General features: G+C 56.5%; 25 protein-coding genes, 1 other RNA gene and 1 pseudogene. 10 read left to right on the top strand and 17 right to left on the bottom strand.

Features of this window, described 5'->3' with window-relative positions; genetic code table 11:
- Positions 1-41 precede the first annotated feature (41 nt).
- From RWV98_RS15620 to RWV98_RS15610, 3 genes are read right to left on the bottom strand one after another with little or no spacing between them, the layout of a single operon-like run.
- On the bottom strand, positions 42-1,016 hold the full coding sequence (locus tag RWV98_RS15620; RefSeq protein WP_148336546.1) for an AAA family ATPase: 975 nt from the start codon (positions 1,014-1,016) through the stop codon (positions 42-44).
- A gap of 10 nt (positions 1,017-1,026) precedes the next feature.
- Entirely contained in the window at positions 1,027-3,099 is a 2,073-nt protein-coding gene (locus RWV98_RS15615) for a transposase (protein WP_317861916.1), read from the bottom strand.
- 22 nt (positions 3,100-3,121) lie between these two features.
- The gene (locus RWV98_RS15610; RefSeq protein WP_008982039.1) at positions 3,122-3,343 is read right to left on the bottom strand and encodes a Cro/Cl family transcriptional regulator; all 222 of its coding nucleotides are present in this window, start codon (positions 3,341-3,343) and stop codon (positions 3,122-3,124) included.
- A gap of 515 nt (positions 3,344-3,858) precedes the next feature.
- Here RWV98_RS15610 and RWV98_RS15605 point away from each other — a divergent pair.
- Positions 3,859-4,119, top strand: a complete 261-nt coding sequence (locus RWV98_RS15605; protein ID WP_148336542.1) for a hypothetical protein — start codon at positions 3,859-3,861, stop codon at positions 4,117-4,119.
- On the opposite strand, the gene RWV98_RS15600 is transcribed toward RWV98_RS15605, so the two are convergent.
- The 4 genes from RWV98_RS15600 to RWV98_RS15580 form a co-directional block, all read right to left on the bottom strand.
- Positions 4,079-4,408 carry a hypothetical protein gene (locus RWV98_RS15600; RefSeq protein ID WP_100932358.1) on the bottom strand — a complete coding sequence of 110 codons (330 nt, stop codon included), beginning with the start codon at positions 4,406-4,408 and terminating at the stop codon, positions 4,079-4,081. The two genes, RWV98_RS15605 and RWV98_RS15600, sit on opposite strands and share 41 nt — an antisense overlap.
- On the bottom strand, positions 4,405-5,538 hold the full coding sequence (locus RWV98_RS15595; protein WP_317861911.1) for a hypothetical protein: 1,134 nt from the start codon (positions 5,536-5,538) through the stop codon (positions 4,405-4,407). The genes RWV98_RS15600 and RWV98_RS15595 overlap by 4 nt, the downstream gene beginning before the upstream one ends.
- A gap of 23 nt (positions 5,539-5,561) precedes the next feature.
- Positions 5,562-5,630: hammerhead ribozyme type II (locus RWV98_RS15590), an RNA gene on the bottom strand.
- A 252-nt stretch (positions 5,631-5,882) separates the two neighbouring features.
- The gene (locus RWV98_RS15580; protein WP_317861906.1) at positions 5,883-6,047 is read right to left on the bottom strand and encodes a DUF6906 family protein; all 165 of its coding nucleotides are present in this window, start codon (positions 6,045-6,047) and stop codon (positions 5,883-5,885) included.
- A gap of 149 nt (positions 6,048-6,196) precedes the next feature.
- On the opposite strand from RWV98_RS15580, the gene RWV98_RS15575 reads away from it, so the two are divergent.
- The 3 genes from RWV98_RS15575 (at position 6,197) to tnpA (ending at position 8,263) form a co-directional block, all read left to right on the top strand.
- Positions 6,197-6,643: a helix-turn-helix domain-containing protein gene (locus RWV98_RS15575; protein WP_317861904.1), complete on the top strand. Its 447-nt coding sequence runs from the start codon at positions 6,197-6,199 to the stop codon at positions 6,641-6,643.
- 755 nt (positions 6,644-7,398) lie between these two features.
- Positions 7,399-7,587, top strand: coding sequence for a LysM peptidoglycan-binding domain-containing protein (locus tag RWV98_RS15570; protein WP_317861902.1), 189 nt, complete (start codon positions 7,399-7,401; stop codon positions 7,585-7,587).
- Positions 7,588-7,810: 223 nt separating this feature from the next.
- Entirely contained in the window at positions 7,811-8,263 is a 453-nt protein-coding gene (gene tnpA, locus RWV98_RS15565) for an IS200/IS605 family transposase (protein ID WP_317861216.1), read from the top strand.
- A gap of 110 nt (positions 8,264-8,373) precedes the next feature.
- On the opposite strand, the gene RWV98_RS15560 is transcribed toward tnpA, so the two are convergent.
- A complete protein-coding gene (locus tag RWV98_RS15560; protein WP_280962818.1) occupies positions 8,374-8,616 on the bottom strand; it encodes a hypothetical protein in 243 nt (80 codons plus the stop codon).
- A 112-nt stretch (positions 8,617-8,728) separates the two neighbouring features.
- Positions 8,729-9,301 (bottom strand): N-acetylmuramoyl-L-alanine amidase family protein, encoded by a 573-nt coding sequence (locus RWV98_RS15555; RefSeq protein ID WP_317861900.1) that lies wholly within the window; start codon positions 9,299-9,301, stop codon positions 8,729-8,731.
- A gap of 128 nt (positions 9,302-9,429) precedes the next feature.
- On the opposite strand from RWV98_RS15555, the gene RWV98_RS15550 reads away from it, so the two are divergent.
- Positions 9,430-9,918: a GNAT family N-acetyltransferase gene (locus RWV98_RS15550; RefSeq protein ID WP_317861898.1), complete on the top strand. Its 489-nt coding sequence runs from the start codon at positions 9,430-9,432 to the stop codon at positions 9,916-9,918.
- A 278-nt stretch (positions 9,919-10,196) separates the two neighbouring features.
- Here the strand turns inward: RWV98_RS15550 and RWV98_RS15545 are convergent, their stop codons facing one another.
- From RWV98_RS15545 to RWV98_RS15530, 4 genes and pseudogenes are all read right to left on the bottom strand, one after another.
- Positions 10,197-10,622 carry a PA2169 family four-helix-bundle protein gene (locus RWV98_RS15545; protein ID WP_280962822.1) on the bottom strand — a complete coding sequence of 142 codons (426 nt, stop codon included), beginning with the start codon at positions 10,620-10,622 and terminating at the stop codon, positions 10,197-10,199.
- Between the two features lie 114 nt (positions 10,623-10,736).
- Positions 10,737-11,399, bottom strand: coding sequence for an N-acetylmannosamine-6-phosphate 2-epimerase (locus RWV98_RS15540; protein ID WP_317861896.1), 663 nt, complete (start codon positions 11,397-11,399; stop codon positions 10,737-10,739).
- Position 11,400: 1 nt separating this feature from the next.
- Positions 11,401-12,420 (bottom strand): PTS transporter subunit EIIC, encoded by a 1,020-nt coding sequence (locus RWV98_RS15535; RefSeq protein WP_317861894.1) that lies wholly within the window; start codon positions 12,418-12,420, stop codon positions 11,401-11,403.
- 43 nt (positions 12,421-12,463) lie between these two features.
- Positions 12,464-12,865 (bottom strand): annotated as a pseudogene (locus RWV98_RS15530) (PTS transporter subunit EIIC); the annotation flags it as partial.
- A 275-nt stretch (positions 12,866-13,140) separates the two neighbouring features.
- Here RWV98_RS15530 and RWV98_RS15525 point away from each other — a divergent pair.
- Positions 13,141-14,238, top strand: coding sequence for an AAA family ATPase (locus RWV98_RS15525; RefSeq protein ID WP_317861893.1), 1,098 nt, complete (start codon positions 13,141-13,143; stop codon positions 14,236-14,238).
- Positions 14,239-14,263: 25 nt separating this feature from the next.
- Positions 14,264-14,959 carry a hypothetical protein gene (locus RWV98_RS15520; protein ID WP_317861891.1) on the top strand — a complete coding sequence of 232 codons (696 nt, stop codon included), beginning with the start codon at positions 14,264-14,266 and terminating at the stop codon, positions 14,957-14,959.
- Positions 14,960-15,534: 575 nt separating this feature from the next.
- On the opposite strand, the gene RWV98_RS15515 is transcribed toward RWV98_RS15520, so the two are convergent.
- The 4 genes from RWV98_RS15515 to RWV98_RS15500 form a co-directional block, all read right to left on the bottom strand.
- Entirely contained in the window at positions 15,535-16,140 is a 606-nt protein-coding gene (locus RWV98_RS15515) for a hypothetical protein (RefSeq protein ID WP_317861889.1), read from the bottom strand.
- 16 nt (positions 16,141-16,156) lie between these two features.
- The gene (locus tag RWV98_RS15510; RefSeq protein WP_280962828.1) at positions 16,157-16,480 is read right to left on the bottom strand and encodes a helix-turn-helix domain-containing protein; all 324 of its coding nucleotides are present in this window, start codon (positions 16,478-16,480) and stop codon (positions 16,157-16,159) included.
- Positions 16,481-17,360: 880 nt separating this feature from the next.
- Positions 17,361-17,537 carry a hypothetical protein gene (locus RWV98_RS15505; RefSeq protein WP_280962829.1) on the bottom strand — a complete coding sequence of 59 codons (177 nt, stop codon included), beginning with the start codon at positions 17,535-17,537 and terminating at the stop codon, positions 17,361-17,363.
- 1 nt (position 17,538) lies between these two features.
- On the bottom strand, positions 17,539-17,688 hold the full coding sequence (locus RWV98_RS15500; protein ID WP_317861887.1) for a hypothetical protein: 150 nt from the start codon (positions 17,686-17,688) through the stop codon (positions 17,539-17,541).
- Between the two features lie 149 nt (positions 17,689-17,837).
- Between RWV98_RS15500 and RWV98_RS15495 the strand changes: the two genes are divergently transcribed.
- From RWV98_RS15495 to RWV98_RS15485, 3 genes are all read left to right on the top strand, one after another.
- Positions 17,838-18,206, top strand: a complete 369-nt coding sequence (locus RWV98_RS15495; RefSeq protein ID WP_317861885.1) for a putative ABC transporter permease — start codon at positions 17,838-17,840, stop codon at positions 18,204-18,206.
- Positions 18,207-18,277: 71 nt separating this feature from the next.
- Positions 18,278-19,102, top strand: coding sequence for a DNA-formamidopyrimidine glycosylase family protein (locus RWV98_RS15490; protein WP_317861883.1), 825 nt, complete (start codon positions 18,278-18,280; stop codon positions 19,100-19,102).
- Positions 19,103-19,332: 230 nt separating this feature from the next.
- Complete coding sequence (locus tag RWV98_RS15485; protein ID WP_317861881.1) at positions 19,333-23,859, top strand: hemoblobin-interacting domain-containing protein; 4,527 nt, start codon at positions 19,333-19,335, stop codon at positions 23,857-23,859.
- The last annotated feature ends 70 nt before the right edge of the window (positions 23,860-23,929 follow it).

Here is a 23,929-nt window from a genome sequence, read left to right as displayed (position 1 = left end):
GCCGCTGCTTTCTCATTTTCATTGTCCCGGCCTCCTCCGCGTCAAAGCATCATGAGGCTCGAGGCTTGCTCAATGATCTTGACCGTGACGACCCTCTCGCCCCTCTCCTCAAGGATGCGGGACACATTGGAGAGGGTGCGGTCGAGGAGGCGGAAGCATCCCGTCTGCATGTTGCAGGCCCGGGCCTTGAGCTCGACCATCGCGTCCGGCGCGACCTCGAAGCCCGCGAGGTAGCCCTCCACCTCCGAGGGGTCAAGCCCCTTGAGGCTGACGTAGAAGTCGACCCGGTTCGCCATGCGGACGAGGTAGGTCTTGATCTGCGCCTCGAGCTTCGGCTCCCCGGCGATGACGAGCCCCACGTCCGACTGGTCGAAGATCGCCCGGAGGATCTCCATCTTCTTTTGGGTGTACTTCGAGACGAGCTTGTCCGCCTCGTCGATGATGAGGAGGTAGCCCTTGTTCGTGTTGAAATAGTCCCGGATGCCGTTGACCCTGCGCCAGATCGTCCCGTAGCCGCTGGGGATGCCGAGGGCCCGTTCGATCGCCTCCACAAGATCCCGGCTGCTCATGGTGTCGTCACACTCGATATAGGCGACCCGGGGGAGCTTGGCGTACTGCCGGAGGGAGTAGGTCTTGCCGTAGCCGCTGCGGGCGACCACGATGCCGAGCCCGATGTACTCTTGACAGCTCTGACACACGCCCAGCACCTTGAGGGCGTCCCGGCTCTCAAAGAAGGCGGGCTTCGTCCCGGTCTTCCGGCCCGGCTCCGGGAGGGCCACGTCCTCCCCGGTGCGCCCGGCCAGCCAGTCCGCGAGCAGCTTCTCAATGGCTGCGATGTCCCCCTCGTACTTGCCCGAGAGGTAGCGGGAGATCGTCGGGCGGGAATAGCCCGGGATCTCGCTTGCCAGGGTCGCGATGCTGGTCTTCGTCGCCGCGAGGTAGTCGTTGATCTGCTCCGCGAGACTCTTGCTGTTGGTATAGGTTGCGGCCTGGGCCGCTGCTGCTGTGACTTCCATGTTGTACCTCCTATTCGTTCATAGCCCTCAAACGGGCGAGGGCGTCGTCTGCCTTGTTGGTGAGGAACTCGTCCCCGGATGTCTTCTTCCTGGCCTTCCGGCTTGCCGCCGCTTCCGCCCGGTATTCCTTGTCGTTCGGGAGGGCGATGACCTTCGGGCTCCGCTCCGCCTTGATGGTGAGGTCGATCATGCCGACCGCGCTCGAGGGGCGTCCGCCCTCCTGGACGCGGAGCTCGTAGGGCCTCCGCATGTCTTCCAGGATCTCGCGCATTTCCTTCTCCTGCCGCTTCTGGTCGCGGAGGTGGCGCTCAAGCGCCGCCTGTGAACAGTGGGGCCCGAAGGCCAGGAGCTCGGCGGAGACGGCCTCGCATATCTTCCGGCCCTCCTCGTCGAAGACGTAGAGCTTCGTGACGTCGTCGATGTCCCACTTGATGCCGACGTGCTTGCCGACGTAGTGACAAAGCTCGTAGTCCGTGTAGAGCGTCCCGAACTTGGTGATCCCCTGGTTCCGCACGAGGGCGGTGTCCGCCTTCATGAGCAGCATCGCCGCATACTCCCGGGGCGGCGCTGCCTTCTCATAGCGTTCGCCGTTCTCAAAGAGCGAGATCGGCGTGACCCACTTCTCGCCCGCGTCCTTGAGTCCCCGGTGCTCCCGGGTGTGGTACTTCGTTTCCTTCCACTCCGTCCACGCCTCGAAGAACTCCTCCATCGTGAGCAGCTCCCCACGCTCGAGCATCCCGTCGACGTCCTTCTGCCGCTTGGCGTAGGTCTTGGAACCCGTGAGGGTGCCCGTGTAGCTCTCAAACCATTTTGAGAACTTGGAGCACACGGTCGAGAAGAAACGCTCGATCGGCTTGTCCCACGGCTGATAGGGGAGCGACCGCCCCACCTCCTCGATGCCGATGCTCTGGTAGAAACCCACCGTCTCCGCGTCGAACTCGAACTCGATGTTCCGCTTCTTCCGGCTCTGGCCCGTCATGGTCTTCGCCGTGTAGTCCTTGCCGTTGTCCACGTGCAGGATGTGGGGGACGCCGCCCGGGTGGGAGTAGAGCATCTTCACAAGGCTCTCCTTGAGGGTCTGGTTGTTGGCGTCTACACAAGCCACGTCGCCCACGATCGCCCGGCTCCGCATGTCCATCCATGCGACGAGCTTCGGGCGGACGGCCTTGACTTTCCCGTTCGGGGCAACCCACTGAACCCAAAAGTCGAAGGTGTGCTCGTCGCCGACCACGTACTCCATGACCTTGAGGCTCGTCGCGTCCCGCTTGCCCTTGAGCATCTTCTTGTTCTTCCACTCCCGGGAGCCGTTGGCCGCGAGGTAGCGGGCCGACTCTGCGCCCCGGCTGTCCATGAGGTGCTTGATGTACCGGGCGACCGTCTTGATGCTGGGGTAGCTCTCCCAGCCCCGGCCCTCGGCGACTTCCTCAAACTTCTCATAGAGCATCTCAATCGTCCCCAGGTTGGCGGCGAAGCGGTGGTCGAACCAGATGTTTTCAATGAGCGCCTTTTGCTCGTCCGTGAGGCTTGGGAAGGTTGCCTTCTCCTTCGGCTTCCGGCACAAGGCCAGCGCCCGGAAGTAGTCCCGGTTCTGCCCGTCCTCCTTCTCCAGCTTGAGCGCCCAGGCGTTCGCCTTGAGGACGTTGCTCATGTAGCGGTAGAGGGTTTGCGGGCTCACGCCCAGCCCCAGCGCGTAGCGTTCCGCGTAGGCCGTGCGGTTTTCCGGGCCGTCGTACTCTATGAAGTCTTGAACCCGTGCCGCCAGCTCGACGGCTTCGTAGAACTCCTTCTTATGCTGCTCGGTGTAGTGGTTGAGGTCGACGCCCACATACCAGGGCGCGGACTCTGCTCGCTTCTCTATGACGACATCCCTCCCGTCCACTTTCTGCGCCGCCCGCCACGCCTTCCGGCCTTTTGGGGAGAGCGAGGAGACCGCAATCAAAACTTGCTCCTTGCCTCCGCCCTCCCGGGGCTGCGTCTTGGTCTTGTACTGCTTGGGGTTGCGGGCGATGCGTTGGGCGAATGTCCCATACTTCACGCCCTCGAACTCCGCCGCCTCCTTCATGGTGATGAATACGTCCGGCACTCCTGTCCCTCCCTTCCTGCTGTCATGCTGCCGTTGCCTTCTCGACCTTCCGGGGGTCGAGCTTGAGGGCCGCGATGAGCGCCGGGAGGTACTTCTCGCCCGAGCGGACGCCGTAGAGAATGTAGCTTAGATACTGCGGCGACGTCCCGATCTCGGCGGCGAGCTGCGACTTTGTCTTCTCCTGGTCGGCGAGCGCCTTGACGACGAGCTTCCCCAGGGGGCAAAGTTTGCCGTTGCTTTTCATCGCTGTCCTCCTTCCTGTGTAGTCGTTCTTAGAATTACTTCCGCCCCAGGCGGTGCAGCGAGAGGGCTGTGATGAAACCCACGCCCAAAAGCGCCGCCGTCCGGGTGATGCCGTCCGGCGCTCCCGCTGCCACACACGCGGCGGCGACGCCCAGCATCGCCAGGGCCAGAAGCCCGAACCCGATGACAAAGTCAAGGATCGCGTCCAGCGTGGGGATGACCCGCCGCGCACACTCCCGGGCCGCTTCCTTCTCAAGTAATTTGAGAATATAGCCCAGGTCTCCGCCTCCTGCGCCGCCGCCGTGAAGGTCAGCTCCGCCCCGTAGCGGGGCCGGAAGGGGTTCCGGGGATCGCCCGAGAGCCGCTTCCGTGCCAGGGCCTCCCGCCGCTGGAAGGCGACGAGGTCGGCGGCTCGTTTGAGTTCTGCTTTCATGCTGCTGTTTCCTCCTTGTGTGCCCCTCCCCGGCGCTGGTATAATCGAAGTAGGGCTTCCGGCCCGGGAAGGAGGTGATCTAAATGTGTGACGATGTTCTCAACGCTGTGGAGCGAGTTCATGACGAGGTAGATGCCTGTCGTGACGCCGACTGGTCTATTCTTGGGGAGCGCCTTCGCAAAACCATCCTCGACTCCGATGAACACGCCGGAGCCAACCTTAGCGACGCCCAAAAGGAAGCAATTATAGCGGTATGCCGTGAAACATACTATGCAGCTTCGATCATCGCTCGGGCGTATGCGTTTAAGGCTGCGGAAGTTCTTCGCCATCATGAGCCCGAATAAGAGCTATAGCCGTGTACTCCATGTTTCCGTCCTTAAGTCTTTCTGCTGCTTTTCTGATTGCTTCTGTGGGCGGGTAGTATGGAGCGGAGTCTCTGCCCGGGGCTGTCTGCTTGTCGGACGGCCCCTTTTCTTTTGGCGGTTCGCCTGTAGTCAGCCACGCAAGCCAGCACTCCCGGCATGAGAAGGCGTCGCAGTTCTCAGGGACAACGGGCGGACATTGTGCCGAGACGATGTCGGCGATCTCGTCCGCCGCCGTCTTCGGGGATCTAAAGAGGTCTAACCCGTTCATGATCTCGCCTCCTTCCGATACTGCTTGACGGCGAAGTTCCCGTCGAACATCTCCGCCAGCTCTCCGACCCGTTCTCGGAGCGCCTTCCGCAAGGCGAGCGCCGGAGCGCCTTCCGCGTCCAGGTTGTCCAGGGCGGCATCCAGCTCCCGGGCCCCGTTGAAGATGTTGAGGTAGACCCGGCAATCGTTGTCCGGGCAATCCGCCGCCAGCGCCAGCCCCAGGGTGTAGATCTGCGCCGTCTCCCGGTGGCGCTTGAGCTCCGGGTGGAGGTGCTCGAAGGTCGTCCGCTCCGGCGTGTGGGCCTGGGCGGTGCGGGCCTCCTCGATCGCGGCGGTGAGGGCTGCGCTCTCGCCCTCTGTGACCGTCCCCGTCGCCGCCAGCGCCCGGAGATAGGCCCGGGCCTCGTGCTCAAGCCGTCCGGCCTCCGCGCCGGGCCGGGCGTCCCGGAGATCCGCGATGAGGCCGTTGAGCTCCCGGTGCGCCTTTGTGCGGATGCGGAGCTCCGCCTCGTCCGCTTTGTCCGCCAGCCGCTCAAGGGAGCACCGCGCACAAACCGCGTCGAGCTGCTCTTGCGTCATCTCCGGGAGGTGGTGGCGGCAAAGCTCGTCGCACACATAGGAGAGGAGCTCCTCCGGCTTCTTGGGGAGCGGCCCCGGGGCCTCCCCGAAGGTGTCCGGGAGGACGTAGCAGTCTTCCCGATCCAGAAGGCCCAGGTCGCGGAGCGCGGCCTTGTAGCCGTAAAGCTCATGTGCCGCCGTGCGCTCGTCCACGTCCTTGTAGTGGGGGCTCGCGACCTGTCCCCGGAGGGTGTTCTCCCATCCGGCGATCATCTTCTGCGCGTCCACTTCCTCCTCCTCGGTGGCCTCGTCCGTCTCCTTGATGAGCGTGACCTTGACCTCGGGCTCCTCGGTGTCGAGCTCCGACTCAAGCCCACGGGCCAGCTCCACGGCCTCCTCAATGCTGTCCGCGTTGTCGTACTCCATCGCGCCCCGGTCGACCTCGAGCGTCCCCGTGTAGAGCTCCGCGTCGATGACGCCGTACTTGCCGAGGGCCGTGCCCTCCCATTCCCGAAGCTCCCGGTCGTTGAACTTGACGACGAGGTAGCCGTTGATCTTCTTCATCTTTCTCATACTGCTGCTCCTTCCTGTTGTTCCGTGCCCTGCCATCATCAGACCGAGGGCGGGCTCTCCCCCTCGATGACGCCCCGAGGGGCGTTTCGGCTATGAGTGTGTGGCCTCGAAGTTCTCGATCGCCCACTTGTTCCCGGTAGCGTAGACGGCCCGCCGCGTCCGTTCGGCGGGGGTCTCGCGCCGAGGAATTGCTGCTAGGGCTTCCCGCATCCCGCACTCCGGGCAGATGTCCGTCTTGTTGTCCCGCCGTGAAAGCGCGGGAGGGTCGGTATAACTGCGCCCGCAGACCGGGCAAATGCGTTCTCTTTTCTCGCTCATGCTGCTGCTCCTTCCTGTTGTGTGGGTCATTGTCCCAGCGAAGGGACGACCCGGATCATGTTCGTGCGCTTGTGGAGGATGATGAGTTCCCCGTCCGGCTTCTGCCGCACGACGAGCCAGTTCTCCGGCGCGAGGCCCGCTTGCCCGAGCCTGATCTTCTGTTTTATAGTCGGCTTTCTGCCGTTTCTCATGTTCGGCCTCCTTTACGCTTTCCTTTTTGTGGTCGGTGTGGTATGCTTGTTTTGCTTAATTTTTTAATCTATGAGTATTATATTGCGTATTTACGAGAATGTCAATACATTTACGAGAAAAATTCACGGATTTTCGAGAGGTGCTTTTTATGTTTAGTGAACTTTTACGAGAATTACGCTCGAAAAAGGGCGTAACGCAAGTAGAACTTGCAAAGGCTATCGGCGTTTCTAATGGAAATGTCGGAGACTGGGAACGGGGGAGGAGCAAGCCAGGCTATGAGGCCCTGGTCGCTCTCGCTCGTTATTTCGAGATTGATGCCGGGCGTCTCTTAGAATTGCCTCCGCTACCCTCAAGCCCGCCCACTTGTGACGGCGTCCCCTTGTCCCAGCTTGAGGCCGATTTTCTTGCCATGTTCCGCCTCCTGCCCCCGGACGCCAGAGAGGAGATCTTCGACCTGGTTCACTTCAAGTACAAGCGGATTGTCGAACAGAAAAAAGAGTCTATCTTCTGGACATATTTCGACGAGAACGACGGGAGCGACGACGGTAAAAGCGGCCCCGCCGAAGGCCGTAAGACCCGCGACGGAACCGCCTGATTTTTTGCCCTGCTATGATTAAAAAATAAATCAAAAGTCTGTAGAATTGCAAAGGAGGCCGGGAGAGCGTCCCGACCCCGGAAAACCCGCGTATTCCGGGCAATTCTACAATTCTACACGGGTTTGGGGGAATTGTAGAATTGCGAGCGGGCGTTTTGCCCCTGGTTCCGCTCCGTCGCCGCCCTGTGAGTAACGCCCCGTTTAACGGCTCGTAACGCGCCCGCCCCGCCGATCTGCGCCGCCGAACCCCTGTTTTTGCCCCCTGCTGTTAATTCCTGCACGGTTTAACGCCCTGTTTGCACGCTTCGCCCGCTTGCCTTCCGGGGCCTCGTCTGCTATACTATCCTCAAGGGCCGCGAAGCCCGTCCTCTTTGTCTGCTGCTGTGACTTCCGGGACGGGCCGAGCGGCCCTTCTTGCGCCCGAAAATGGCCTTGTATCAAGGTTTTTCGCCCCTCGGCGGGTTGATATGCGCCCGACGCGCCGCCGCCGTTCCTGGGCCTCCCAGGGCTCGCCAGGGCATGAAAAAAGGACGCCGATCGCCTCGACGCCCTTCACTCAAGTTGTCTGATAATTTGCGGCCCCATCGCGGGCCCGTCCCGGTTGAAAATGCCCCGTTTCCCGCATAAACAGCGGGTTTTCTCGCCGTCTCCCGTCCTGTCCCGCCTTATCCCGTCTTTCTCAAATACGTTGTCCCCGTACAGCGCCGTCAACTGCCCCGCGCTGCATTCGTGCCGCGTTTCAGGGCGCGAAGCTTATGAAGGATGAGAACGTATTGGACAATCAGGTGCTGATCACCTACCTGTCCGATACGTTGTGGGGCATTGCCCGCGAAACGCTGGGCGGCGGCGTGAAGTGGCCCGCGATCTATGCGCTTAACCGCGATCAGATCAGCGACCCGCGCTATATTTACCCCGGTACGGTGCTGCGGCTGCCCGCGGCATAAGTGCGCTGAGGATTGATAAAAGGAAAGAGGGCGTGGAAAACCGTTAAGGTTTTCCACGCCCTCTTTCCTTGAATTAGTGCTTTAGCGGTGGCGTATTTGCAGAGCAAATACGGTAAGAACCGCCCGCAATGCGGGTGGGATTCAAGTTTAAACAAAAAAGGACTTCCAAACTGATAAAATGGTGAGTGTTCAAGCCACCAAAGAAACAGAAAGGAAGACCTTTATGGCAAACAGTTTAGCACATACAAAATGGGTATGCAAGTATCACATCGTATTCACACCGAAATATCGAAGGAAAATAATCTATAAGCAGCTGCGAAAAGATATACAGCAAATTATAAAGGATTTGTGCAAGTGGAAGGGTGTGGAAATCATCGAAGGGCATATGATGCCTGACCATATTCATTTACTCGTAAGCGTGCCGCCGAAATACAGTATCTCGCAGTTTATGGGATATTTAAAAGGGAAAAGTGCGATGATGATATTCGAGCGGCATGGGAATTTAAAATATAAATTCGGCAGTCGTAATTTCTGGGCGACTGGATATTATGTGAGCACGGTAGGAATCAATACGGCCACGATTCAAAAATATATCAGGGAGCAAGATAAGCAGGATCAAATCGAAGATAGCTTAAGTAAGAAAGAATATGTTGACCCTTTCAAGGGTAGTAAGTAGTCTTACCATCAGGGCTTGAACGAAGTGAAAGCCAGCGTCTTTTAGGCGCTGGCTTTTTTTATGCCCTTATAGGGCTTGTTCATGCCACCCCGCTTTGGGGTGGTCATGACTTAGTGGTGGCCGTGGTGCGAATGGCATACGGCAGCAGTGGAGCCGGTGTAATTGCAGCCATCGTAATTCCGGCACGAGCCGGTGCCGGTGCAAGAACCGTCGCACACGCCGTTTACCATGCAGACGGACGAATCGCACTGGCGGGCGGCGGCGCGGTGGTGGCCGCCGTGCGCGCTCGCCGTGCCGATGAGCGAACAGACGATCATAGCGGTGACCGCGACGCTCGAGAGCAATCTTCTCATGGGGTTCACCTTCCTTGTTGTTTGCCCCATTATACACCAGCGGCTGAGAAAGCGCAATCGCTTTTATGACACAAGCAAAAGGGCCGGGACTTATGCCCGGCCCCTGCTGCCGTCAAGGATACGAAAAACCAAAATATGCGAGTAAGCCGTTATAAATGCCCTGCGCGAAGCCGTAGGGATCATCGCGCAGCTTGTTGGCGTCGTTTACGTTGGTCAGGTACGCCAATTCGACTAGGATAGAGGGCATGTTGGTACGGCGCAGCACGTATAAACTGGGGTTTAGCCGCACGCCGTTGTCCCGCGTGCCCACACGCTCCACAATGCCGTTCAGCACATGCTGGGCCAGCCAGTAGGATTGGGAGTACTGCTGGTAAACGTAGACCTCTGTGCCGTTGATGGCCGGGTTGGTATTGGCGTTGCAGTGGATGCTGATAAAGTAATTGGCCGGCCAGCTGTTGGCCATGTTGACGCGCGCGGCAAGGCTCGTGGCGTTGCTGGTGCCGAGTACCTCATCCGGCGTGTTGCGGCTGAGCCGCACCTCGAACCGTGGATCGGCGCGGAGCATGTCGGCCAGATAGTGCGAAACGGTGTAGGTTACATCCTGTTCGCGCAGGCCGTTGCCTTCGGCCCCCGTGTTCGGGCCGGAGGGGTTGTGCCCCGGATCGATAAAAATTTTAATAGCCAAGGTAAAATCACCTCGCTGTATTTTATGCCGCGCGCCCGCCCGCGGTGCGCGGGGAGAGTTTACATTTATCCGCTTGAATCCTCATTCGCCATGCGTTATACTGGCGCTTAGAAAGGATTTCGATATTTGTGGAACTGAAAATTGAGCCGGTATCGGCAAAAAACCGGAAAAGTGTGCTGGCGCTCACCGCCGCGCCCGGGCAGGAGGGCTTTGTGGAAACGCCCGCCGCATGCCTGCGGGAGGCGCGGCGGCTGCGGCTATGGCGGCCCGTGGCAATTTTAGCGGAGCAAGCGGTGATCGGCTTTGCCATGTACGGCTTTTTCCCGCGCGAGGGCGCGCACGGCCGCGTTTGGCTGGATCGGCTGCTCATCGGCGGCGGACAGCAGGGCAAGGGCTACGGCAAGGCGGCTATTGGCCTGTTGATCGACCGGCTGCGGCGGGAATACGGCTGCGGCGAGGTGTTTTTGAGCTGTTACCCGCAAAACACGGCGGCCATGCGGCTGTATCAAAAGCTGGGCTTTGCTCCAAACGGGGAAAAGGATATAAACGGTGAGGACGTGCTGGTGCTGCCCCTTGCCGAAACCGGTAACAGCGGCAAGCCCGGCGGCATATCGTGATAACAGATGGGGGCGTACTTACCTTAATGTAAAGGAGGGAATAGTATGTGCCGCCTGTCTGGAAGAAACCGCCGGTGTTGCTGCTGCTGTTGCTGCTGCCGCACGCGCTTTATGTCGGATGCTGCAAACGTTGATTTTGAAGCGATCCGCAGAAATGAAATTGCCCAAGGCCGGCTGAAGTGCTGCAAATGCTGCTGCTGCCGGTAATAGCATAAAGAGGCCGCTGCTTTCTGGTAAGCAACGGCCTCTCCTTTGCGCGGGTGGTTCGGTTGTATCATTTATAGAAACGGCTTCATCTGTTCGACGTTCGACTGTTCCGTGTGGAGCAGCTTTTCGGCAAGGCCGCGCACCTGCTTATCATCGCCCGCGTAGTCGTGCAGGTGCTTTAGGCCCTTGGTAATGCCCATGTTGTTGCCCTGAATGACCATTTCCGCGATCTTGGACGAGGAATTATCGGTCAGCGTTTCTAGAGTGGACATGACTTCGCTGGAAACGCGCGCCATAAGGCCGGGGTTTTTCGGCGTTTCGCCCTTGGAACGCAGCATGGAGCCGGATTGTTGCGCAATATCCTGATACTCCACAATTTGCGATTCGACGGCTTGGCGAAGCTTTGGGTTTTCTATTTGGCTGGTCACGTTTTGCAGACCTTCTATGCCCATTTCGGCGGTTTCGTGTACATATTGAAGCAGTTCAATGTCTTGCATTTCTTTCACCTCGGTTAAAAATTAATCCCCACAAGAGGATAAAATAACGAATAAAATAGGGAGGATATAACCACTTTCTTTTGCTGAATAAAAAAACAAGAAAAGTGGGGAAAACTATCCGTTTAAAGCGGCGTTTACCGCGTCGCCAAACGAGCGGGTGATCAGCTGCGGGCGCGTAATGGCGCTGCCGACCACAACGGCGTGCGCGCCAAGGCGTATGGCCTCTGCCGCCTGCTCGGGTGTGTTAAAATTACCTTCCGCAATGACCGGGTGGCGGCACTCCGCGATCAGCCGACGCAGCACCTCGAACTTGTCCAGACCCTTGGACTGCGTGGTATAGCCGATCAGCGTGGTGCCGATATAATCGAAATCCAGCTTGTCGGCGCGCAGGCCCTCTTCCGCGGTAGAAATATCCGCCATAAAGGCTTGGCCGGGCCAGCGCTCGTGCAGGGTGGAAAGGAAGGTTTCATCCTGATCGATGGTCGCGTCCAGCGCGATGACCTCTGCCCCGACGCGGACAAGCGCTTCGATCTCCGCGTCGGTCGGCGTGATATAGGGCGCCATGCCGGGGTACTCCCGCTTGATGATGCCGATCACCGGCAGGGGCACAAGGCTGCGGATTTCGGCCACATCCTCCGCGCCGTTGGCGCGGATACCGGCCGCGCCGCCCTGCTGGGCGGCCACGGCCATGCGGCCCATAATGAAGGGGGAGTGCAGCGGTTCGTTTTCAAGCGCCTGACAGGAAACGATCAGCCCGCGCGGTAACGTTTTACCCATATCAGCCCGCCTCCCCAATGATCTCGTGGATTTTTTGCTTGATCAGGTCGGCCTTCGCGCCCCAAACGGCTTGGATACCGCCGCCCTTTACCTCTAAGACAGCCGCCGCGCCAAGGGATTTGAGCGCGTCCTTATCCACCTTGCCGGGGTCCTTCACGGCAACGCGCAGGCGGGTGATGCAGGCGTCCACGTCCTCCAGATTATCGCGCCCGCCAAGGGCTTCGATCACGTAGCGCGCGGTGTCGTGAAGCGAATCCTTGGTGGTCACGGCTACCTCGTCGTCCGCGTTTTCCTCACGGCCCGGCGTAGGCACATTGAAGCGGCGGATCAGGAAACGGAACAGAAGGTAGTAGATTACCGCCCACAGAATGCCAACCGGAATGACCAGCAGCCAGTTGGTGCGCTCGTTGCCCTGCAAAGCGCCGAAAAGCGTAAAGTCGATCAGGCCGCCCGAAAATGTGTTGCCGATGCGGATGGAAAGCAGATCGGCAACGAGGAAGGACAGACCGTCCAGCGCCGCGTGCACCACGTACAGCCACGGCGCGATAAAAAGGAACATGAACTCGATCGGTTCGGTGATACCGGTGAGGAACGAGGTCAGCGCGGCGCTGAGGAACAGGCCGTATACGGCCTTGCGGCGTTCCTTGGGCACGCAATGGTACATGGCAAGGCACGCGGCGGGCAGACCGAACATCATCGTCGCGAAGCGGCCCGCGAAAAAGCGGGTGCCGTGCGTGAACAGGCCCACGTGAGTGGGATCGGCCAGCTCTGCGAAAAAGATGTTCTGCGCGCCGACGATTTGCTGGCCCGCAACCATCTCCACGCCGCCCAACTCGGTATACCAGAACAGCGGATATACCATGTGGTGCAGGCCGACTGCGCCGGTCAAGCGCAGCAGGAAGCCGTACAGGAAGGTGCCGATCGGGCCGAGCTTTGCGATAACGCCGCCCAGCGCGACAAGGCCGGTCTGTACGGGCGGCCAGATGAGGAAAAAACGCCATACCGACGAAAATAGCGGCAAAGGACGAAATGATGGGGATAAACCGCGAGCCGCCGAAGAAGCCTAAAAAGGCGGGCAGCTGAATGCCGTTATAGCGCTTGTGGAAAAACGTGACGATCAGCGCGATCACGATGGAGCCGACCACGCCGGTGTCAATCGCGTCCGCGCCGGGGTGGAAAATATCCAGCATCATGGCGATCGTCGCGTTCATGACGAGGAAGGAGACCGCGGCGGCAAGGCCAACCGTGCCCTTGTCCTTCGTCGCAAGGCCAACGCCAAGGCCGATACAGATGATGAGCGACAGGTTGCTGAAAACCGCGTTACCGGCGGCGGACATGATTTGGAAAACCGCCTGCAACGCGAAGTGGTTTAGGAAGGGGTAAGCGCCGACGGTGTTTGGGTTGGACAGCGCCCCGCCGATGCCGAGCAGCAGGCCCGCCGCCGGCAGGATCGCGATCGGCAGCATAAACGCCTTGCCCAGTTTTTGCAGTTGCTTAAACATACGCATTCCTCCGCAATTTGGATTGGGTGTTAGCGTGCCCAGTTTTGGGGAGAAAAATGCGCGGAAGGAAAATGGCAACGCAAATTGATCGGTTAGTTCGTATGTAAGTAGGTTTTGGTGATTTGTGCGGATAAAATGTCGCAAAATTAAGATATTGCACAGTCATCCGTAATTTTTTTACGGATAACATTGACTTATTAAAAAAAACTGGATATACTCAGTTTAGAAGAGGTGATACCATGCTGAAACGATTTGAGGTAACTGGATTTAAGAACTTTGCGGGTACCGTTACTCTGGATTTTTCGGATGTAAGGGATTATAAGTTTAACCCCGCCTGCATTTCTCGCGATCTGCTTAGTAAAGTGATTATTTACGGTAAAAATTCAGTGGGAAAATCCAACTTTGGCTTGGCTCTTTTCGATATTGTTTCGCATTTAACGTCCAACAATATTTCGCCGGGTTTATATGACTACTATTTAAATGTTAATAATCAAGAAAAAGTGGCGGAATTTCATTATGTTTTCTGCTTCCATTCTGTTGAGGTGGATTATCGGTACCGAAAAAACGAAAAACAGGAGTTGACTTACGAGGCGATTGCAATCGACGGAAAGGCGTTGTTTGCGTATGACTATTTAACGCAGATTGGCGATCTGTCAGGAATAAGCGAGCTTGTGCCCACGCTGAACCTGAGTTTTCGAGGCAAGGATTCGATGCTGAAATATGTGATCACGAATTCCGCATTGCAGGAAAACCACCCGCTATATCAGTTGATCGAGTTTGTATCCCATATGCTTTGGTTCAGAAGCTTAGATGAAAATAGATATATTGGATACAGGGCAAACAGCAACGATTATTTTGATTTTGTGTTTGAAGAAGGCAACCTGAAAGAGCTGGAAAACTTTTTACACCGCGCCGGATTAACTGAGAATTTAGTTGCAAAGGAGGATGCGGACGGCGTAATGCGCTTGTATTTTGACACTGCAACGCCATTGCCGTTTTTTAAAGCCGCCTCCAGCGGCACAAAAGCGCTGTATACGTTTTTTTACTGGTATAAAACGGCGCAGCGCGTTTCCCTCATGTTTATTGATGAATTTGATGCGTTTTACCACTATGAATTGGCAGAAACCCTAGTGCTGCTTTTGGAGAACGTTCCGGGCTGTCAAACGATTTTAACTTCCCACAATACAAATTTGCTCACGAACCGGATCATGCGGCCGGATTGTTATTTCATTTTATCGCAAGCGGGCCTCACTTCATTTGCGAATGCTACCAAGCGGGAACTGCGCGAAGGGCACAATCTGGAAAAACTATATATGAGTGGTGAATTTAATGCCTGATCCCCAGCCTAAGATTTTAATACTTGTGGAAGGCGCAAAAACCGACGTGCGGCTGATGGAAAAGCTGCTTGCCGTTTACGAGCTGGCGAGTCGCTATAAAATCGTCTCTTACAATACGAATATCTATACGCTGTATCAGGAAATGTTTTCGGAAAATGATCCCGAAGCTTTTGATCTGCTGCAATTACTCAAGGAACGCGAGCCGGACGAGCAAAAGAAACGGATATTTGATGAAGTATATTCGGATATTCTTTTGATTTTTGATCTTGACCCGCAAGACCCGGCTTATACCGTGGAAAAAATAGAACGCATGGCGCAATACTTTGTGGAATCTTCGGACATGGGCAAGCTGTACTTGAATTATCCCATGGTGGAAGCTTTTTATCACATGCGCAGCATACCCGACCCGGCGTTTGACACCTATTGTGCAACCCTTGAAGAGCTGCGCTGCGGTACATATAAGCAGCGGGTCAATCAAGAGAACAGAAACCATGATTACCGCAAATTTGCCGCCACGCGCGATGAAATGAACAGCGTGATCCGCCAAAATTTAGAGAAAGCACAGCACTTAAGCAAAATGCCGGCGGATGTGATACCGTGCCAAAGCGATGTTTTTAGGGCGCAGTCGCAAATGATGGAACTGAAAAGCCTTGTTGCGGTGCTGTGTACCTGCGTATTTTTTATTCCAGAGTATCGGGCGGATTACATAGCACACGCTTAAAACCCAACAGCCATTTTGGAACAGGCGCTGCCATCGGCTGTTTTCGATGGAGCGCCAAGTACCATGTTGACAATTCGCTTTTTGTGCATTAAAATAGACCTGTAAAGGGCGCTGTCGGCAGACGGATGACCCTAGGTTGTTGCTACAAAGCAGCCGTTCACTCTGGGGAGAGGGGGCGGCTGCTTTGCATATGTGATAATCTGTGTGGTAAGGTGAAGGCTATGCAAAGCGATTGACATTTACGGATAAGTGGTATAAAATAAACATGTAAAGGGGCACTGTCGGCAGACGGCTGACCCGGAAATGCGCTACAAAGTAGCCGCTATCTCTTGGGAGAGGGGGCGGCTACTTTGCATATGTGATAAAAATATGTAGCAAGATGATTGCACATATTGAAATTCGTAAGAATTTCGGTATATCCATATACACCACCCCTTTCAAAAGGAGTGGTCAGCCGCCTGCCCCGTCTGGTAACAGTGCCCGTAACTATAAAATACCACGATTCGACAAGAAACGCAATGATAGGAATATAAAAACAGAACCGCAGGTCAGTTTGACTTGCGGTTCTGTTTGCGTTAGCGGCTATTTTCGTAATACGCGATCAGGGATTCGGCTAGGGGCGTGGTACGGTTGGGAACGCAGCCCAACTGGCGAAGGCGCTGGGCTGCGTAGCCCGCGAAGGGGAGAAAACGCTCAGTAACTTGCTTGGACTTCTGGTAAGCGGCGAGCGTTTCGGCAAGCTGGGTTTGGCGGTGCAGGCCGACGTATAGGGAGCTGAGTCTATGATAGCTGATTTTTGCTTGGCGGCGCGTTGTGACAGCGACGGGGGAGGAATCAAACGCCTCGCGCTTTTCATCCAGCGTTTGCAGGAACGCGTCCACATCCTGTGGAGAAAACCATTCAAGCAGGGCTAGGGTTTGCCCGAAGGCATAGTAAAACCGGTTGCCAAGTTCAATGAAATCTGTAACGAGATAAAAGTGCACTTCCACGATGGCGGTCTGCGCGGTATTCAGTTCATCAAAAAGCACGGCGGTTTTGTGAATGCATTCCAGATCCGCCGCGACATAAGCGGGATTGGTTTTGATGAGAAAACGGTGTGTGCAGTCGAAATTTTCCCAATAATCATCCATATCGTTGCCGTTATTCGATAGAGATTGGAGAAAAGGCGTGTAGTTGGTCATGATTTGGCCTCCGGTGCTAGTTCATGTATTCAAGTGCGCTGCGAATCATTGTGGTTACAAGTTCGATTTGTCCGGGGGTAGCGCTTGACCAGAGCTGTGACAATACTTCAAAGTCGGTCAATTCGTTTTTCGTCAAGGTATCTTCCAACAAGTAAGTAGGTGAAACCTCTAATAGATTACATAAGGTAATAAATACCGGAAGGCTGGGTATTTTTCGGCCAGCTTCAATTTGGCGTAGGTACGTCGCATTGATATGACACATTTCAGCCAAACGCTCTCCGGTTAAATCTTTATTTTTGCGTGCGGCCTTGAGCCGCAACCCCATGAATTTTCTGTCCATATTATCCTCTTGTCGTGTGAACAAACTCTTTTTTAATGTATACTACTAGCTTATATGAAAGGTGCTTTCGGTGGTAGATTCTTGAGGAAGGGGCCTAAAAGCCTGTGGACTACGAATATTGGCTTATGGAGTCTATTATACACGAAAGTATATGATAAAAGGACATCTAGCGAATGTCAAACGCAAAAAAGTTGCATTTTTTCAGGTGTCTCGCTGCGCTCGCGATGAAATGCGCGGCGGTAGCCGCGAAGGACGGTCGCGCCGCCCGGCGCGGGGGCAAAGGGGAAGGAACAACCATACGGTTTTTCCTTCCCCCTTGACCTCCATTCTTTTCCCTTCTCCTGTATAGGGGCGGCGTGTGCCGCCCTTTTGTTATAGAAACAATTTGTGGCGGTGCCGGATCGGGTGCCTAGGGATTCAGTGGACGGGTTGCTTTGCTCGGCCGGACCGGGCTGGTATGCGCGCCCACATTTGCTGGCGCTTCGCTTTCGGCGGGCTGGGGCAGCAATGTCATTCATATAAGGTCAGGCAAGAGAAAAAGGTAACGCAAACACAGAACATGTAGGGCGCGACGCCCTCGGCGCGCCGAGAGCGAAGCACCGGGATAAGTGAGAGCATCAAACAGGCTGGTACGGCCGAGCGAAGGGACATGGTTTCTCAGCAAGTGTTACGTCCCTTTGAGACGGCGCGCCGAGGCGTGGCCCAGACCAGCTTCTCTTGGCCTTCGGACAATTCACCTTCTCGCGCCCTGCTAGCTCGGTAATTCCCTTGTTTTTTCCTATGCGTTTCCCTTAACTAAATGACATTGCTGAGGTAAGCCCGCCATTATCGCGGCTACTGCCGCGTATTAAATTGTGAGCGCAGCGAACCACCAGTAGATTCACGATATGATGCTGTCCACGAGCTGCTGCATCTCGGTTTTGGAGGTGACCGCGTGCGTGCGGTTCACGATTTCGCGGCGCTCGCTTTCAGGCATACTGCTGAAGCGGCGGTAAGCATCCTCGTTTTGCATCAGCGCCATGCCGAAGCCCATGGGAAGCTCGCGTAAAATATCCATTTTAGTGTCCTCCTTCGTTTACGATCTGTTCCAGTACGGCGATCAGATCCGGCAGCGTATTGATCTGCACGTCGCGTGAGAGAATCTCGTTTTTCAGATCAATGGAAAGGGTCTCGAACTGCGGCTGGAGCCGCGGGGCGATATGGGACATGTAAAACACCTCGTTTGAATTTTATTTAGCGGTAGTATGTGCCGTTTACGCCCCGCATATAACATAGAAAGGCACGGATAAAAGGGGCTGATCGTATCAAAAAGTTTGTTCACCATATTCCGATCGCGTTGATCGGCGGGGTGCTGTACATGGGCGTGGAGATGCTGTGGCGTGGCAAAACACACTGGACAATGGGTGTTTTGGGCGGCTTGTGCTTCGTTTTGATCGGGCTTTTAAACGAAACGCGCGGCAAGCGCCCGCCGCTATTGCTGCAAATGATAGAAGGGGCGTTCATCGTCACGGCGCTGGAGCTTGCGGTCGGGCTGATTGTGAACACGCATTTGGGCTGGAACGTATGGGATTACAGCGATATGCCGTTTAACTTTCTCGGCCAGATCACGCCGCAATTCACCTTTGCGTGGTTCTTTTTAAGCGCAGCCGCCGTTTGGTTGGAGGACCGCACGCACGTCGTTTTGCGCGACGCGCGTGACGAAGCGGAAAAGTTGCTGAAAAAATAAAAGCCCGCCCTTTACAAACCGGGCGGCGCAGGTATAATAAAAGCAACTAGAAGATAAGGATGTGAACAAAGATGCTGGAATATCCCGAAGTAACGGCGCGGGCGGAAGAGCTGCGCGCGCATGTGGCAGGCAAGCGGATCAAGTCGGTGCTGCCGCCGACAAAGCCGCATAAATTTTGTTGGTTTAGCGGAGAAGCGGCGGATTATGAAAAAAAGCTTGCGGGAAGCACGGTTGCCGGCGCGGAGGGCTTCGGCATTTTTGTAGAGCTTGTTTTTGACAACGGGCAGCGGCTTTGCATCAACGACGGGGTGAACGTGCGCCTTGTGGACAGTGGGGATAAAATAAAGGACTGGCAGCTTTTCCTTTCATTTGAGGATGGCGCGGCGCTGGTGTTCACGGTGGCGATGTATGGCGGCATCTACTTGCACACGGGCGAGTACGACGATCCGTATTACCTGAAAAGCAGAAAGGCGCTCGCGCCGGGGGACGAAGGCTTTGCCGCGTACTACCGGCGGCTGCTGGAAGAGAGCAAGCCGAATTTAAGCGCCAAGGCGCTGCTTGCGACCGAGCAGCGCTTCCCCGGTATCGGCAACGGCGTGGCGCAGGATATCTTGTTTCAGGCGGGCATTCACCCCAAGCGCAAGCTGGGCACGCTGACCGGGCCGGACCGCGAGCGGCTGCTGGAAAGCATCCGCTCTGTTTTGGCGGAAATGGCGGCAAAGGGCGGGCGCGATACGGAAAAGAACATTTTTGGACAAAAGGGCGGCTATCAGACCCGCATGAGCAAAAACGCGCTTGCGGGCGGCTGCCCAAAATGCGGCGGCCCGATTACGAAGGAAGCGTATCTTGGCGGTTCGGTGTATTATTGCGCCGCGTGTCAACCGCAAGATCAGTAAAGAACGACGGCCCGCGCGAGTTGCTTGCGCGGGCCTTTCTGCTAAAAGCATAAAAACGTGGTTGACAAATAAATAACAGCATGATATACTGCATTCGGACACTGTGATTAGCAATTGCTAACTATGGAGGAAGTTGTTGTCGCCTATTTGAAGCGCAGAGTTGCGCAACAAGGGGCGACAAGATTTTTCCATATAAGTTAGCGTAAGCTAACTGAGAAGGAGGCAAAAAAGTGAAACGAAAAAATACCATAGCCATTGCTCTGGCGGCCGCCATGCTGTTACCGTCCAACGCATTGGCGCTGGCACCAGCGGATTTCAGCGATTTTCCGTCCGACTGGTCGGCAGCAGCGCTGACGCATGCGGTGGAAAACGGGTTGCTGAGTGGCTCGGAAGGCAAAATTAACGCTTCCGGCAAGCTGACGCGCGCGGAGATGGCGGCAATCGTTAACCGCGCCTTTGGCGCAAGCGCGGCCGCGTCGCTATCAGGCTATCAGGATGTACCGCAGAGCGCATGGTACTATAGCGACATGGCCAAGGCCGTGCAGATGGGCGCGTTCCAAGGCTCGAACGGCAAACTGTCGCCGGACAGCGCGATCACGCGGGAGGAGGCGTTCGTCGTGCTTGCGCGGGCCTTTTCGCTGGAGGATGGCAGCGAAGCGTCTCTCAGCCGGTTTGCGGATAGCGGGGAGATATCGGCTTGGGCAAAGGGCAGTCTGGCCGCGATGGTGGGCGGCGGATATATAAACGGCGCCGGCGGCAAGCTCAGCCCCAAAAACAGCATTACCCGCGCCGAGTTCGCACAGGTAATGGACAGCCTTGTCGGCACATATGTAAGCGACGCGGAGACCGTATCGCAGGTGAGCGGCGGCAACGTGGTGGTACGCGCGGCGGGCGCAACGCTGAAGGACACGGCGGTAAGCGGCGACCTGATTCTGGCCGACGGCGTGGGCGCCGGTGACGCGACGCTGGACGGTGTGACCGTATCGGGCAAGCTGATCATACGTGGCGGCGGCGCGAATTCCATACATGTTACAAATTCCAAGATCAGCGGCGGCGTTACGCTGGCCAACCCCAACAACGCGACCCGGCTGGTGCCGCATAGCAGCACGCTAGGCACGGTAGATGTGCAGAGCGATCTGGTGGTGGACGGTGATATTGCAGCCATAGAGGTAACGCGGCAAGCATCCGTTACGGTACAGAGCGGCACGGTGGATACGTTAACCGTTAAACCGGAAGCGGCTTCGTCCAGCATTGCGGTGAACAAGGGCGCAAAGGTTGCCACGGTGATGGCCAACGCGGCCGGCGTTAGCGTGAGCGGTGAAGGCACGGTTTCTGCGGTTGCCGCGAATGCCAATAACGTTGTGGTCGCCACGCCGAACACCAAGGTAACTGTGGCAAGCGGCGTCAGCGGCAGTACCGTCGGCGGAAAGGCGGTGGAGGGCGGCAATAGCGCCACCACCAATTCGTCCGGTTCCGGCGTGACAAGCGGCGGAGCATCGTCCTCTGGCGGCTCGTCGTCTTCGGGCGGTTCATCGTCCTCTGGTGGTTCGTCGTCTTCGGACGGTTCGTCTAACGGCGGTTCGTCCTCCGGCAGCGATACGCCGAGCACGCAGGCCGAGCCGGTCATTGCCGCCCAGACCAAGCTGGTGGATCTTGGATACGCCCAATATGTAAGCGTTGCATTCAGCAGCGGCTATTCCAAAAACAACACCGCCGTCACGATCGACGGCACGGATGTGACCGAAGCGCTTACCCCGGTCACGGACGACGGCGCTATCATGAAATGGGAGCTGACCTCGCCAAATCCCGCCGTGCTGACAGCCGCCAGCGGCGGAAAAACGCAAACCGTTACGCTGAGTGATAACCCCGCGCCAACCGCGCCCGTTGCGGTGACCAACGCGGATGAGCCGGCCTACTTTATGTCCAACGGCCCGGTTTATGTTTGGGATTATCACCTGACCAATTACGATGCGGCAGGCAACGTGCGCGTAAGCCCGGCCAAGACCACATTCGCGGTGGGCGAGGCGGAAGGCGGCGTCGCTTTCTATTCGCCCGACGCCGTTTTGTACGAGGGCGGCGATAACGTTTTTAATGTCAGCGGTGAGGTCGCGCTGATGTTCAACTATGCCAATGGAACAGACGCCGAGCGCGCGTGGGTGGATGGTATTACAGATGTTGATCTCATCGCGTATGACGAAAACAATACCGCGCTTAATACGGATTTGACGTATCAGGTCGATAAGGCCGCGCCGCACGGCGCGTATACGGTGGCGCAGGTCACCGTGCCGCTGGGTCAGTCTAATTTCTACGCCAACGGACGTTATCGCCTGCGCGTTACTTCCAACGGTAAGGCGGAGCTGTTTCCGATCCACGTGGTAAACGAAAAAATGCCTTCCATGATGCTGGCTGACAGCGCCGTTGTAAGTGGACAAAACACGCATTTTACCGTTGCCGATATGACCTACGGCATCACCATGCCGATCTACCGCGTGCAGATGACCGGGCCGGACGGCAAAACCCGCGAGCTGGAGCGCATTACCGATTGGTATTTGATCGGCGACACGTTCACGCTGTACAATACCATCAATAATAATATCGCGCAGGCGGGTAACTATACGCTGACCGTTTACGCGGATGGGTTTAAAACCTTTGCAAAATCGTTTGCCGTCGGTACGGTAAAAGCCGAAGCCACGCCGCGCGCCGCGTCGATGAAGGTCGATGCGATCTCGCGCGCGACCTCGAGCGGCGGCGCGTCCTCGGGCAGCGGCTCGGAGGGCGGCGGCAACACCATGAACGCTTATATCGTGTTCGACGCCGATCTGCTGGCGAATGCGCGGCTGCTGGACGATCTGGGTGTGGAAAGCGCCCACGCCACGGCCATTGCCGACCGCTGGGCGGAGCTGACGCCGCTGTATGTCTATTATCAGGGCGCGGAGCAGGTATACACCACCACCGGATACTTTGACGCGGTCAACACGGCTAAGGTAAACGGTACGTATTTATCGCTGGCGGCATATACGGCCTCCGGCAGCGCGCAGACCACGCCGAACCGCCCCTACGCGGTCAAGCAGGTGCTGGAAGACAACCTGCTGGGAGAAACCACTTCGTTTAACCAGTCCGCAGCTAAGCCAGCCGCCGATATAACGCTTGTGAATGCGAACGGCGAGGCCATTTCCGCTGTGACTGAGGGCGATAACGCTGTTTTCAAAGCAAACGCGGACTATTTAAGCGCGGTCTCCGACGTTTATTTAAATGATAATTGGCAGGCGCTCGGTGCGGACGCATACAGCATTTCCGACAATACCCTGACCCTTACCGCCGCCTTGCCGCTGGGCAGCAACACGCTGAAAATCGAAGCAAAGGGCTATCAGACGGCGAGCATCTCCTTCCGCAGCCAGAAGAAGCAGCTTGAGGGCGCGGAAACGATGACGAAGGATCAAGAAAGCTATACAGTTGGCGATCCTGTTGTCGTTATCTCCGGGGAGGAGACCGGCGATTACTTTAAGCATTTGAATACCGTCACGCTGATCCTGCCGGACGGCGAGACCAAGCAGATCCTGCCGGAGGGGCAGGAAAGCAGCTTCAAGAAGCTTGGCTATGAAATATCCGACAACCGGCTGACGCTGGGGAAGGATATCTTTACCGCGCCGGGTGACTACGCTGTTCAGTTCACCAACACATATTATAACGAAGTGACCGTGGCGTTTGTCATGGCCGCTAAGGAAACACCGCCCGCCTCGGAAACCACGACCCCGCCGAGCGTGGCAAGTACGAAACGGGTTGACCAGATCGTCGGTGATGATTATTATCGAGTATCCTTTACCGCAGAAGACGAGGATCTGAAGGCGTACTTAAACGCGGTTACCGGCGCTGCGGTGGGCGGCGAAAGCTGCACGATGGTTGTAAGCTTTTGGCAGGATACCAAGTCCTTTAAGGTATCGAACCATGATAACTTTGGCGGCGCGACGTACCTTGACTTTACCGCCGATTGCTTTGACGGCAAGACGGAAGTTCCGGTGGTTGTGTCAGCGACCGGCTATCAGGACTTATCCTTTGCGGTCACTCCGTCGGACAACGGCGGCGGCAATCAAGGCGGCGGCAGCGAAGGTAACGGCAACGAAGGTAACGGCAACGAAGGTAACGGCAACGAAGGCGGCAGTACCGACAAGCTGGACGCGCCGGAAGCGGTAAAGCTGGATAGCGATTCCGTGGAGGTGGGTAAAGACGTTAAAGTTTATCTTGGGTCCTATGTGGATCGCACCTATTTTGACGCCTTTACCGGGGCCACAATAGACCAAGAGGAAAAAACGGCTGACGAACTAGGTTTGGATTCGTGGGGCTATTATTTTACCCTGTCGGGCCTGTCGATTGGCGAGCATGAAATTATTCTGCACGCCGCCGGCTATCACGATAAGACGCTGACAGTCAACGTAACCGCGCAGCAAGCGCCCTACGTCGTTAAACTGATCCAAAACGATGAGCTGTATTACGGTACGGAAATGGAGGTTGCCCTAGGTACTGCGGTGAAGATTGTGGTGGGTGATAGTTGGGATGCGTCCTATCAAAACGCGCTTACAAGCGTACTGATCGAATCGGCACCTTTGAGCGAGCCAAAGATTGCGGAAGAAAGCGTCGGCTATTCTAGCGTTAATGTGCTGACGATTCCGGCGGAACAATTTGTCTCCGGCCCCAATACCGTTACCTTGCAAGCTAATGGATATGCAGACAAGGTATTTACCATAATCGTAACAGACTAAAGAAGCTTAGCAACAGCAAAGGACGCGCCATAACGGCGCGTCCTTCTTTTAGTGCTTTAGCGGTGGCGTA

It is taken from the genome of Agathobaculum sp. NTUH-O15-33 (genome assembly GCF_033193315.1).
Lineage (GTDB): Bacteria > Bacillota > Clostridia > Oscillospirales > Butyricicoccaceae > Agathobaculum > Agathobaculum faecihominis_A.
This window is presented reverse-complemented; position numbering and strand designations above follow the sequence as displayed.

Coding starts and splice junctions, on each gene's coding strand:
- RWV98_RS15620 (WP_148336546.1), bottom strand. CDS start 1,016: ATGGAAGTCACAGCAGCAGCGGCCCAGGCCGCAACCTATACCAACAGC.
- RWV98_RS15610 (WP_008982039.1), bottom strand. CDS start 3,343: ATGAAAAGCAACGGCAAACTTTGCCCCCTGGGGAAGCTCGTCGTCAAG.
- RWV98_RS15605 (WP_148336542.1), top strand. CDS start 3,859: ATGTGTGACGATGTTCTCAACGCTGTGGAGCGAGTTCATGACGAGGTA.
- RWV98_RS15600 (WP_100932358.1), bottom strand. CDS start 4,408: ATGAACGGGTTAGACCTCTTTAGATCCCCGAAGACGGCGGCGGACGAG.
- RWV98_RS15595 (WP_317861911.1), bottom strand. CDS start 5,538: ATGAGAAAGATGAAGAAGATCAACGGCTACCTCGTCGTCAAGTTCAAC.
- RWV98_RS15580 (WP_317861906.1), bottom strand. CDS start 6,047: ATGAGAAACGGCAGAAAGCCGACTATAAAACAGAAGATCAGGCTCGGG.
- RWV98_RS15575 (WP_317861904.1), top strand. CDS start 6,197: ATGTTTAGTGAACTTTTACGAGAATTACGCTCGAAAAAGGGCGTAACG.
- RWV98_RS15570 (WP_317861902.1), top strand. CDS start 7,399: ATGAAGGATGAGAACGTATTGGACAATCAGGTGCTGATCACCTACCTG.
- tnpA (WP_317861216.1), top strand. CDS start 7,811: ATGGCAAACAGTTTAGCACATACAAAATGGGTATGCAAGTATCACATC.
- RWV98_RS15560 (WP_280962818.1), bottom strand. CDS start 8,616: ATGAGAAGATTGCTCTCGAGCGTCGCGGTCACCGCTATGATCGTCTGT.
- RWV98_RS15545 (WP_280962822.1), bottom strand. CDS start 10,622: ATGCAAGACATTGAACTGCTTCAATATGTACACGAAACCGCCGAAATG.
- RWV98_RS15540 (WP_317861896.1), bottom strand. CDS start 11,399: ATGGGTAAAACGTTACCGCGCGGGCTGATCGTTTCCTGTCAGGCGCTT.
- RWV98_RS15525 (WP_317861893.1), top strand. CDS start 13,141: ATGCTGAAACGATTTGAGGTAACTGGATTTAAGAACTTTGCGGGTACC.
- RWV98_RS15515 (WP_317861889.1), bottom strand. CDS start 16,140: ATGACCAACTACACGCCTTTTCTCCAATCTCTATCGAATAACGGCAAC.
- RWV98_RS15510 (WP_280962828.1), bottom strand. CDS start 16,480: ATGGACAGAAAATTCATGGGGTTGCGGCTCAAGGCCGCACGCAAAAAT.
- RWV98_RS15505 (WP_280962829.1), bottom strand. CDS start 17,537: ATGGATATTTTACGCGAGCTTCCCATGGGCTTCGGCATGGCGCTGATG.
- RWV98_RS15500 (WP_317861887.1), bottom strand. CDS start 17,688: ATGTCCCATATCGCCCCGCGGCTCCAGCCGCAGTTCGAGACCCTTTCC.
- RWV98_RS15495 (WP_317861885.1), top strand. CDS start 17,838: ATGGGCGTGGAGATGCTGTGGCGTGGCAAAACACACTGGACAATGGGT.
- RWV98_RS15490 (WP_317861883.1), top strand. CDS start 18,278: ATGCTGGAATATCCCGAAGTAACGGCGCGGGCGGAAGAGCTGCGCGCG.